Origin of the sequence: Rickettsia endosymbiont of Orchestes rusci (genome assembly GCF_964030945.1) — a bacterium.
Taxonomy (GTDB): Bacteria; Pseudomonadota; Alphaproteobacteria; order Rickettsiales; family Rickettsiaceae; genus Rickettsia.
This window is the reverse complement of sequence record NZ_CAXIQG010000001.1, coordinates 250216-261525: the sequence shown is the minus strand read 5'-3', so window position 1 is coordinate 261525 and position 11310 is coordinate 250216. Positions and strand designations below refer to the sequence as shown.

Sequence of the window (11310 nt, the reverse complement as noted above, 5' to 3'; positions counted from 1 at the left end):
CCAAGCATTCCTCGAAATAGCTCTAATACCTTTTCAAATTCTTTTAAATTAGCTCCTAACTTTATATACGCACCATTAATTGGCGTATCATACTCATCAATAAGAATATATACTTTTTGATTAAAATGTTTAAATAGCAACTCACTTAAAAAGCGTAAAGCATCTTTTATATCTTCTAGTGTAAACTCTCCTGTATAATATCTTTCTAATTGTTTTTTTTGTATACCATCTAATAAATCATTATCGCTTACCACATAATATTTTTTTAAATAACGATGATTGATAAACAACTTTACTACTTGTTTCTCTACACCTTTTTCAATCTCCTTATAACTACTTCCTTTAACATCTTTTAAATTAAGTAGTATCACAGGAAATTGTCCTTGGCGATTCATTGCACTTGCAATAGTAGCAATTTTTAAAGGTTTTAAATCTTTATATTCACCAAATCCTAAATCGACTTCTCCACCAATAAAAAGCTTATGATTTACCTTAATTTCTTCAGATAAAACAGTACCAACCTCATCTATTTCAACTTCAAAAAACTTCTGAAGCATATTCATATTTAAGCTTTTGCCCCAGCGTCTTGGTCTTGTAATTAAAATTACCTCTCCACTGTCTTCCAACAGTTCTTTGATCATTAAGCTCTTATCAACAAATATATCACTGTTTAATAATAAGGTCTTAAAATCGTCAGTACCAATTCTCATTCTAGGCAATTTATTACCTTGCATAAATTTAACCTTTTTATTATTGAGTATAACTATAGCGTCGTCTATTAATTATACACTCTAAACTTAAATTTAGCAAAAAAAATGGAAGAACTTGCCAGCTCAATACAAGATAAAGGTATGTACCATTATAATGAAGTCAATACAAACTAGCTAAATTTAGCTATTGCTAAAATAGCTAATGACGGCAATTATGAGGTAATGCGTTGGATTTACACGGCTGATTAAATTGTCAATTCTATCTCAAAATTTATGTAAATTTTGAATAGCTTAAAAAAAACAGAGAGAAGCATAATTTAAAGGAAAGAATATACAAAACACGAATAAAGAAAAAATTAAGAGAGGCATAGAAACCTAAAGAAGAGCTAGCGATAATCCTCCGTAAGGTAGATTATAGAACTTTTATTTGTAGCCGGTTTATATGATATTTGTGCCCTGCTCCAACTTTTTTTAACAAGCATTATGCTAACTCTCTTGTAACTCACCTTTTACCTTGGTATAAGCATTAATATCTTCTAACTCTTCTAATTTTTCTTTAATTTCTTCATAGGTTTCTATGGATAAGATGACTGCTTTCTTACCATGTGAATCTTCATCTACTACTTATATTTCAACAATTGTTAAAATATAAGTAGCATAGTAGTAGGATATTTATTAGTATAATGGTACCCAAAAACTAGACAAGAAAATAGAGAAAAGTAGGTATAATATCTCCTAGGAAAAGGAGCAAAAAATGAAAAAACAAGTTAAAAAATATAGCGCAGAAGAAAAAGCAAAAATAGCAATTGAAGCAATATCTGGAGAAATGACTATAGCTCAAATTACCAGCAAATATGGTGTTCACGCTAATCAGATTTATAAATGGAAGAAAGAAGCTTTAGATTTTATGGTTTCTGGATTTAAATCGAAATCTAAACAACAAGATACCGGCCAAGAAGATTTAATTAAATCATTATTTGAGCAAATAGGCCAGTTAACAGTTGAAAGAGACTGGCTCAAAAAAAAATCTAGTATCTTTGGATTTAGAGGTTAGGAAAAAAATGATAAGTTATGCTTCAAAATTAACCATAGCAAGACAATGCGAACTTTTAGATTTAAACCGCTCAAGTTACTATTACCGAGCTAGGAATACCTTAGATGATAAGGAGTATAGAGTACTGAACAGAATTGATGAGATTTTTACAGAGCATCCCTATTATGGTACTAGAAGAATGTCTCATGTCCTAAAATCGGAAGGGTTAAATGTTAGTCGTAAGATGATAAGAAAATATTATAAAATACTTGGTATTGAAGCAGTATACCCAAAAATTAATTTAAGCCGTAGGAATCAGGCTCATAAAGTATACCCATATCTATTAAATAATATAGAGGTGGTTTGCTCCAATCAAGTTTACTGTGCAGATATTACTTACATAAGATTAAAGCAAGGTTTTGTATATTTGGTTGCTATAATGGATTGGTATAGTCGTTATATTTTGAGTTGGCGGGTGTCGATTAGTTTAGAAAATGATTTTTGTATTGAAGCTCTAAATGAAGCAATATCTATACATGGCAAGCCTGACATTTTTAATACGGATCAGGGAGTACAGTTTACATCAAAAGATTTTACTCAAATACTTGAGCAACAAGGCATAGCTATTAGTATGGACGGCAAAGGCAGAGCCTTAGATAATGTATTTATTGAACGTTTTTGGAGATCTTTGAAACAAGAGAAGATTTATCGTTTTGATCTTGAAACGGTACGTGAAGCAAAGATAGCTATCAGAGATTATATAGAATTTTATAATAAGCAAAGACCTCATCAATCGCTTGAATATAAGACACCTAAAATGATACATTTTGCAGAAAAACTAGAAAATTACCAAGAGGCTATATGACATAGAAAATGCAAACTTTACTTTGAAAAACCAATACATTAATAAAGGAGAATTACACCTCTAAAATTTAAAAAATTTGTCTAGACAAAGGGTACCACCTCATACTGTCAAATCTGCTACTAATCAGATTTATATTGCTATGATTCGGTTAATGCTTAATAAACTGATTTGTTAACACTTATTTACTGATAGACTCTTACCCTATTTCTTACATATTCTATTCCACATTCTACACCATTCTTATACTTTATGCAATCTGTAGAAATAAAACACTTTAAGCGGATTTAAAACCTGATAAATCATTTGTAGTTTATTCGGACGGCGATCAATATTCAATAAATAAGGAAGTTGAGGCGATAGGATTATATCGGCTTGTATCTCTTTTAGAAAAGCTTTAATGATAATAACTCCAATGAAGTAATTGAAGTTTTGTCGGTATAAAGCTTGCAAATAGCAACACGAGAGTAAGTATCAACGAAAGTTTGTTATAAAAAGTAAAATACAGCTAAATTCAGAAATATTCAGACAAGATGAATTTAAGGAAGAGCTAAGCTACCGTATTTAGAGTATGTGAGCACAGGCGAATCCAGAAAATTCGCTTGTATCAAGTTTTCTGAATGACGCTGTATTACTGCTTTAAAGTAAATCCCTAGTTCGAACTCTAAAAAAAACCGATAGTAATTTTATTCTTTTTTATCCGGCAGGAGTCATAAGTTCAGGGGTTAAACCTGTCATATCTACAGCTAACTCATAATGCTGAATATCTAATTGTTGTGTAGAGTGGTCAACTTCATCTAAAAAGAATTTTTGCTGATCCGTATCCATATTAAGTAACTCTTCTATTGGAATACCCGCTTTTACTATCATAAGGAATTTTGCTATAGGAATACTAGATTCAACTAAATTTTTTACCTGGTAGGATTTTTCGATAAGTAACCTTTGCTGAGTTTCAGGCAGATTAAATAATTCCGGTATAGAAAAGCCAATTTTAATTAAGTTTTTCACGTGATAACAATGTTTAATAAAGAATTTTTGCTGAGATTCTTCCATAGCAAATAAGTTTCCTGCATCTACACCGGCTTCGATTAACATTTTTATGTCATCATTATTTTCAATAAATAATTTTTGCCGATTAAAATCCATATTAATTAACAGTTCTATAACAGAAGAGCCAAACACAGCTAACTTTTGTACTTGAAGGAATTTTTCTATAAATAAGTTTTGCTGATTTATAGTAGCTAATTTTTCGATATAAACTCCATGTCCAGCTAAATATACTACTTCACCAATCTTTTCAATAAATAGTTTTTGCTGATCAAACTTCATAGCAAAAAATTTTTTCATAGAAATACCGGCTTTAACTAACCTTTCTATATTAGGGATCTTTTCAATAAGAAATTTTTGCTTAGTTACATCCACAGCAAGTAATCGCTCTATAGGAAGACCGATTTCGATTAACTTTTTTATACCAAAACTATTTTCAATAAGAAATTTTTGTTGAGTTGCATTCATAGCAAGTAATTGCTCTATAGAAATAAAAATATCAGCTTCAATTAACTTTTTTATGCCAAAACTATTTTCAATAAGGAATTTTTGTTGAGTTGCATCCATAGCAAATAATTGCTCTATAGAAATACCGTTTTTAACTAAGATTGCCACCTGATAACATTTTTCAATAAGGAATTTTTGTTGAGTTGCATCCATAGCAAATAATTGCCCTATAGAAATACCGTTTTTAACTAAGATTGCCACTTGATGGCATTTTTCAATGAGAAATTTTTGCTGATCAAAATTCATATTAAGGAATTGCTCTATAGAAATATTAGCTCCGATTAACATTTTTATGCTAGAGTTATTTTCAATAAGAAATTCTTGCTGAGTTTCATCCATAGCAAGTAAAATACTAGTTCCGATGAATTTTTTTATGCCAGAATTATTTTCAACAAGAAGTTTTTGTTGATCAAAATCCATAGCAAGTAATTGCTCTATAGAAATATTGGCTTCGATTAACATTTTTATGTCATTATTATTTTCAATAAATAATTTTTGCCGATTAAAATCCATATTAAGAAATTGCTCTATAGAAATACCAATTTCGATTAACTTTTTTATTTTTGAATTATTTTCAACAAATAATTTTTGTCGATTAAAATCCATATTAAGGAATTGCCCTATAGAAATATCGGTTTTGACTAACCTTTTTATTTTTGAATTATTTTCAATAAGAAATTTTTGCTGATCAAAATCCATATTAAAGAATTGCACTGCAGAAATACCGATTCCGATTAATTTTTTGATGCTAAAATTATTTTCAGTAAGAAATTTTTGCCGAATTGCATCCATTTTTGTAAAAAGTGAAAATTGCTCGACAGTCATGCCCATATTAAGCAACCCTATTTCGGACGTACATAAATCACGCTTAATGCTATTACTAATTATAGTTTGTTGTAGCAATTTACTATTTGCTTCTACTTCTTCAATAGTAGAATATTTGCTAGTAAAAGCTGCATTGATAGAAGCAATGTCTTTTATAAGATCGCTGAAATTTTGTAGTTTTTTGACTGATATTTCGTCTTTAGGGGTATTATCTTCAATTTTTGATATATTATTTAAATTTATTTTTTTTAGTTTATAATTATTAAATGTTTTAACAATAACACTAAATATTTCATTATTTCTTTCTAATTCTGCTTCAGTTTGCCCGGCTTGTACTTCGGGATGGAATTGAAAAGTCTTAATTGGAACTCCAAACTTTGATTCCGTTGCTACTATTTTATCCTTTGCGAATGCTGTTGGATGTAGAAACTCTGAATCACCGATTTTACTTACTACTTGCTTATGTGAAGCCCAAAAATTATGATGAGTTAAAGTATCGCTATTTTTACCTGCAATAATACGGGCTAATTCAGAATCTTTATCAATAATAACATTAGAATAACCCAAGCCATTACTATGAGTATTAGCTAATTTACCGCCAAAATATACATTTATAAGCTGATGTCCCCCGCATATTCCAACCACCGGTATACCTTTTTGTAAAGCTGTATCTAGCAGTGTAATTTCTGCTATTGAACGTTCCTTATCAGTTTTACCAAAATCTTTATTACTATCAAATAATTCATGATAAACCGCAGCACTATTACCTGGGATTATTAAACCGTCTACATTCTGAAGGAATTTTTTTGCCTGTGCTTTAGCGGTTGCTAGAATTTTTTCTAATGGTTGATCTATAGTATTTAATGGGGTAATTTTTCTATAATCTACAGATATAATATTACCCCCTTGTTCTGTTATACGCTGTTTTACTTCATTTGCAGTAGCTCCTCCAATTTCTGCATTATAGCTTATAGCGATAGTAGGTTTAACATTGCTTAGAAAATTCGGCTTTTGCTCGTCTTGAAAACTCCATAAAATAGTTTCAGAATTTGTATAATTTACTTTTTCTAAATATTTTTTTACTTCTTTCATGTTTGAAAAATAGGTTGCTAGTTTATTGGCTAAAACTACCTCATCTATGGCAAACATTTTAGAAAGTAACGTGCTATATGGTAGTATTTCTTCATACAAATTTTTGTCTATATTGTTTAAAGGCGAAGAATCACTCTTTAATATAAATTCGGCTGTTTGCTCATTTATTTTTTCATCTATTTCATAAGAATTTATTTCATTAAAATTATCTTTCAGCAGCTTTCTTAATTGTTCTTGGCTTTGCCTATTATACTCCTTATCGTGCAATAAAAAAATATTTGACAGTAAAAGCCTAGCATCATCTATACTTATTCCGGCTTGTTCTAAAGTAAGTTCAGAACTATATAATGGTACCCAAAAACTAGACAAGAAAATAGAGAAAAGTAGGTATAATATCTCCTAGGAAAAGGAGCAAAAAATGAAAAAACAAGTTAAAAAATATAGCGCAGAAGAAAAAGCAAAAATAGCAATTGAAGCAATATCTGGAGAAATGACTATAGCTCAAATTACCAGCAAATATGGTGTTCACGCTAATCAGATTTATAAATGGAAGAAAGAAGCTTTAGATTTTATGGTTTCTGGATTTAAATCGAAATCTAAACAACAAGATACCGGCCAAGAAGATTTAATTAAATCATTATTTGAGCAAATAGGCCAGTTAACAGTTGAAAGAGACTGGCTCAAAAAAAAATCTAGTATCTTTGGATTTAGAGGTTAGGAAAAAAATGATAAGTTATGCTTCAAAATTAACCATAGCAAGACAATGCGAACTTTTAGATTTAAACCGCTCAAGTTACTATTACCGAACTAGGAATACCTTAGATGATAAGGAGTATAGAGTACTGAACAGAATTGATGAGATTTTTACAGAGCATCCCTATTATGGTACTAGAAGAATGTCTCATGTCCTAAAATCGGAAGGGTTAAATGTTAGTCGTAAGATGATAAGAAAATATTATAAAATACTTGGTATTGAAGCAGTATACCCAAAAATTAATTTAAGCCGTAGGAATCAGGCTCATAAAGTATACCCATATCTATTAAATAATATAGAGGTGGTTTGCTCCAATCAAGTTTACTGTGCAGATATTACTTACATAAGATTAAAGCAAGGTTTTGTATATTTGGTTGCTATAATGGATTGGTATAGTCGTTATATTTTGAGTTGGCGGGTGTCGATTAGTTTAGAAAATGATTTTTGTATTGAAGCTCTAAATGAAGCAATATCTATACATGGCAAGCCTGACATTTTTAATACGGATCAGGGAGTACAGTTTACATCAAAAGATTTTACTCAAATACTTGAGCAACAAGGCATAGCTATTAGTATGGACGGCAAAGGCAGAGCCTTAGATAATGTATTTATTGAACGTTTTTGGAGATCTTTGAAACAAGAGAAGATTTATCGTTTTGATCTTGAAACGGTACGTGAAGCAAAGATAGCTATCAGAGATTATATAGAATTTTATAATAAGCAAAGACCTCATCAATCGCTTGAATATAAGACACCTAAAATGATACATTTTGCAGAAAAACTAGAAAATTACCAAGAGGCTATATGACATAGAAAATGCAAACTTTACTTTGAAAAACCAATACATTAATAAAGGAGAATTACACCTCTAAAATTTAAAAAATTTGTCTAGACAAAGGGTACCACCTCACAACATAACAAACATAGACATCATCATGGAGAAAATCATAATAGAGATGGATATCATAGTGATAATAAGCATATTTCAGGTTATCATAGGGGGCGTCGAGATGTAGAAGATGAGTGGAAGATAGGAAAGGATAATAATGATGATATATCTATAGGTGATGAAGAATCTACTATAATTAACGGAATAAATTATAATTTGTTAGATAAGCAAGGTAATTTATTATTATTGGATTTATTAATTCGTAAGAAGAATGGTGTAAAATATAATAATCAAAAAGCTATGATGGAGAGTAGAGAAGTAGATACTGAGTATGCTCACAGACTTGCATATAGTAGCTATGTACCTCGTGCTGAAGAGAATGAAGAAGATACGGATTTACTAGGATAAGTTAGATATAATATTTTCGAGTCAGTCATATAATTTGTATGTGTGTCAAGAAAAGGTGAATTAATCTTGTGGGTGAAAGTCCTACTGTGGAAGGAGTAGCTAGCTCCATCATGTCAACACTGGCCGAGAAATGATACAGATTTTTAATATGCACCGGCTAAAAATTAATACAGTATCATAAAAAAAATTATCGAGTCAATCATAAATTTTGTGTGTGTGCCTGTAAATTGTAATGAAGTATTGCCCCCTTATTGTAATGAAGTATTGCCCCCCAATTCATTAGTTTTTAATTATAATATTTTCTAATTTACATCCTTACCTCCTCTAAAACTTTTGTTACCCGTTTCTATGATTTGGCAACGATGTGTTAACCTATCAATAATTGCTTTTGTTGCTTAAAGTACTTATAGGTAAAGATCGTATCTTAAATGATAAGTTTGCTCAAATGGCCTCGCATTATTTGTTTGAACCGATTATATGTAGCCCTTCATCTGGTTGGGAGAAGGGACAAGTAGAGAAACAAGTAGGAGATACAAGACGTAACTTTTTTATTCCGATACATAAAAGGAGAGAGTTACGAATCTATCAATAAGCAGCTTAGAGAGATGTCGTTAGAATGGTCAAAAACAAAGCGTCATCCTGAATTTAAAGAGAGGACAATTTTAGAAGTATATGAAGAAGAGAGGAAATATTTAATAGAATATAGAGGAGGATTTACAGGATATAGATTACATTCAACAATAGTCTCTCCTTCGAGCCTTGTTCATTATGACACAAATATGTATAGCGTAGTATGTGAATATGTAGGGCTTGCAGTACAAATAAAGTCTTATGCATAGGAAATAATAATTTTACATGAGAGCAAAATTATAGGGCAACATGTTCGTTGTTTTAAACGTTATCAGAAAATATACAATCCATGGCATTACATTACAGCATTAGAACGCAAGCCTGGAGCATTACGTAATGGAGCTCCATTTAAAGAGTTGCTGAGTTCACTAGCTGAGGTACTGAGCAAGATACGCAATAGGTTAGAAGTTCATAAAGATAGTGATAAACAATTTATAGCTATTTTACAGCTTATTAATAAGCATGGATTAGCTAGGGTAACTAATGCCTGTAGTTTAACAATTGCTACTGGAGGATGTAGTGCTAAATTAGTTGAGCAATATCTATACCCGTCTAATGAGTTTAATACTGATGAATCAGAGTTTATTCAGTTAAAAGCTCCTCCTGATGCTGATTGTAGCATCTACAGTAAATTATATTTAACAGGGGGAGAAAATAAATGAAAGACTTAATAATATTATTAGATAAATTAGGTTTAGCTGGAATTAAGATGCAGTTAACTGAGAGTATGGATTTAACAAACCAGCCGCTTCCTAATAACGTATATGAAACATTAAAAAGACTATTTGAGGCAGAGTATGAATATAAAAGATCACGTTCCCTACAATATAGATTAGAGTTAGCTAAGTTCCCTACTATAAAACTCTTATCAGATACTTCTGCAGCTACATTAGTTGAGAATATTGATATACAGAAGATCGTAGACAATCACGAAAATATAATGCTGATAGGAGGTTCCGGGACTGCTAAAACTCATTTAGCAATTGGTTTAGCATTTACTGCGATTGCTAAGAGTTATAGAGTAAGGTTTTACACTTTAAATGACTTAGCTACGCAGTTACTCAATGCTAGAGTACATAACTATGAAGTAAGATTTATGGAATCAGTTAAGAGATTCAACCTTATTGTGGTAGATGAATTAGGTTATGTACCTATCAAAGCTGAATCTAGATTCTTATTGTTTGAACTGTTTGCTAAATTATATGAACAATCTTCACTGATTATAACTACGCATCTGAGGTTTGAAGAATGGGGTGATATGTTTGGTAATCCTAAAGCAACAAAAGCAATTATTGATAGGTTAACACATCGTTGCCAAATCATAGAAACGGGTAACAAAAGTTTTAGAGGAGGTAAGGATGTAAATTAGAAAATATTATAATTAAAAACTAATGAATTGGGGGGGCAATACTTCATTACAATAAGGGGTCAATACTTCATTACAATTTACACCGTATGTATCACCCTTTCTGAATGACGCTGTACAACAACGCTTCCAGTCGCCTGCAATGACGTTTGGGGTATCCACACAACAACAATCTCCACACTTAATGTCTTTTTATCTATTATTAAGTAAAATTTATTATTTAGTAAAATTTACTTAAAAAATATTGAGGTGGTACCCTTTGTCTAGACAAATTTTTTAAATTTTAGAGGTGTAATTCTCCTTTATTAATGTATTGGTTTTTCAAAGTAAAGTTTGCATTTTCTATGTCATATAGCCTCTTGGTAATTTTCTAGTTTTTCTGCAAAATGTATCATTTTAGGTGTCTTATATTCAAGCGATTGATGAGGTCTTTGCTTATTATAAAATTCTATATAATCTCTGATAGCTATCTTTGCTTCACGTACCGTTTCAAGATCAAAACGATAAATCTTCTCTTGTTTCAAAGATCTCCAAAAACGTTCAATAAATACATTATCTAAGGCTCTGCCTTTGCCGTCCATACTAATAGCTATGCCTTGTTGCTCAAGTATTTGAGTAAAATCTTTTGATGTAAACTGTACTCCCTGATCCGTATTAAAAATGTCAGGCTTGCCATGTATAGATATTGCTTCATTTAGAGCTTCAATACAAAAATCATTTTCTAAACTAATCGACACCCGCCAACTCAAAATATAACGACTATACCAATCCATTATAGCAACCAAATATACAAAACCTTGCTTTAATCTTATGTAAGTAATATCTGCACAGTAAACTTGATTGGAGCAAACCACCTCTATATTATTTAATAGATATGGGTATACTTTATGAGCCTGATTCCTACGGCTTAAATTAATTTTTGGGTATACTGCTTCAATACCAAGTATTTTATAATATTTTCTTATCATCTTACGACTAACATTTAACCCTTCCGATTTTAGGACATGAGACATTCTTCTAGTACCATAATAGGGATGCTCTGTAAAAATCTCATCAATTCTGTTCAGTACTCTATACTCCTTATCATCTAAGGTATTCCTAGTTCGGTAATAGTAACTTGAGCGGTTTAAATCTAAAAGTTCGCATTGTCTTGCTATGGTTAATTTTGAAGCATAACTTATCATTTT

General features: G+C 30.9%; 12 protein-coding genes. 8 read left to right on the top strand and 4 right to left on the bottom strand.

Going from position 1 to position 11310, the window contains the following annotated elements:
- The coding region (locus AAHM91_RS01355; protein WP_342269619.1) for an AAA family ATPase at positions 1 to 734 on the bottom strand (734 nt) is incomplete at its 3' end.
- A gap of 730 nt (positions 735 to 1464) precedes the next feature.
- Here AAHM91_RS01355 and AAHM91_RS01350 point away from each other — a divergent pair.
- Together AAHM91_RS01350 and AAHM91_RS01345 are read left to right on the top strand one after the other, a co-directional pair.
- A complete protein-coding gene (locus tag AAHM91_RS01350) occupies positions 1465 to 1764 on the top strand; it encodes a transposase (protein ID WP_045812944.1) in 300 nt (99 codons plus the stop codon).
- Between the two features lie 7 nt (positions 1765 to 1771).
- Positions 1772 to 2608, top strand: a complete 837-nt coding sequence (locus AAHM91_RS01345) for an IS3 family transposase (protein WP_342269489.1) — start codon at positions 1772 to 1774, stop codon at positions 2606 to 2608.
- A 693-nt stretch (positions 2609 to 3301) separates the two neighbouring features.
- On the opposite strand, the gene AAHM91_RS01340 is transcribed toward AAHM91_RS01345, so the two are convergent.
- Positions 3302 to 6445, bottom strand: coding sequence for a gamma-glutamyl-gamma-aminobutyrate hydrolase family protein (locus tag AAHM91_RS01340; protein ID WP_342269618.1), 3144 nt, complete (start codon positions 6443 to 6445; stop codon positions 3302 to 3304).
- 49 nt (positions 6446 to 6494) lie between these two features.
- Here AAHM91_RS01340 and AAHM91_RS01335 point away from each other — a divergent pair, with 49 nt between their 5' ends.
- The 6 genes from AAHM91_RS01335 (at position 6495) to AAHM91_RS01310 (ending at position 10126) form a co-directional block, all read left to right on the top strand.
- Positions 6495 to 6794 (top strand): transposase, encoded by a 300-nt coding sequence (locus AAHM91_RS01335; protein WP_045812944.1) that lies wholly within the window; start codon positions 6495 to 6497, stop codon positions 6792 to 6794.
- Positions 6795 to 6801: 7 nt separating this feature from the next.
- Complete coding sequence (locus AAHM91_RS01330) at positions 6802 to 7638, top strand: IS3 family transposase (RefSeq protein ID WP_342269450.1); 837 nt, start codon at positions 6802 to 6804, stop codon at positions 7636 to 7638.
- Between the two features lie 297 nt (positions 7639 to 7935).
- Positions 7936 to 8127, top strand: coding sequence for a hypothetical protein (locus AAHM91_RS01325; protein WP_342269617.1), 192 nt, complete (start codon positions 7936 to 7938; stop codon positions 8125 to 8127).
- Between the two features lie 605 nt (positions 8128 to 8732).
- A complete protein-coding gene (locus AAHM91_RS01320) occupies positions 8733 to 8966 on the top strand; it encodes a hypothetical protein (RefSeq protein WP_342269616.1) in 234 nt (77 codons plus the stop codon).
- A 147-nt stretch (positions 8967 to 9113) separates the two neighbouring features.
- Positions 9114 to 9419 carry a hypothetical protein gene (locus AAHM91_RS01315; protein ID WP_342269615.1) on the top strand — a complete coding sequence of 102 codons (306 nt, stop codon included), beginning with the start codon at positions 9114 to 9116 and terminating at the stop codon, positions 9417 to 9419.
- Complete coding sequence (locus tag AAHM91_RS01310) at positions 9416 to 10126, top strand: ATP-binding protein (RefSeq protein WP_342269614.1); 711 nt, start codon at positions 9416 to 9418, stop codon at positions 10124 to 10126. Before AAHM91_RS01315 ends, AAHM91_RS01310 begins: the two co-directional genes overlap by 4 nt.
- 12 nt (positions 10127 to 10138) lie before the next feature.
- On the opposite strand, the gene AAHM91_RS01305 is transcribed toward AAHM91_RS01310, so the two are convergent.
- Positions 10139 to 10285 (bottom strand): hypothetical protein, encoded by a 147-nt coding sequence (locus AAHM91_RS01305; protein WP_342269613.1) that lies wholly within the window; start codon positions 10283 to 10285, stop codon positions 10139 to 10141.
- A gap of 185 nt (positions 10286 to 10470) precedes the next feature.
- Positions 10471 to 11307 (bottom strand): IS3 family transposase, encoded by an 837-nt coding sequence (locus AAHM91_RS01300; RefSeq protein ID WP_342269450.1) that lies wholly within the window; start codon positions 11305 to 11307, stop codon positions 10471 to 10473.
- Positions 11308 to 11310 lie beyond the last annotated feature (3 nt).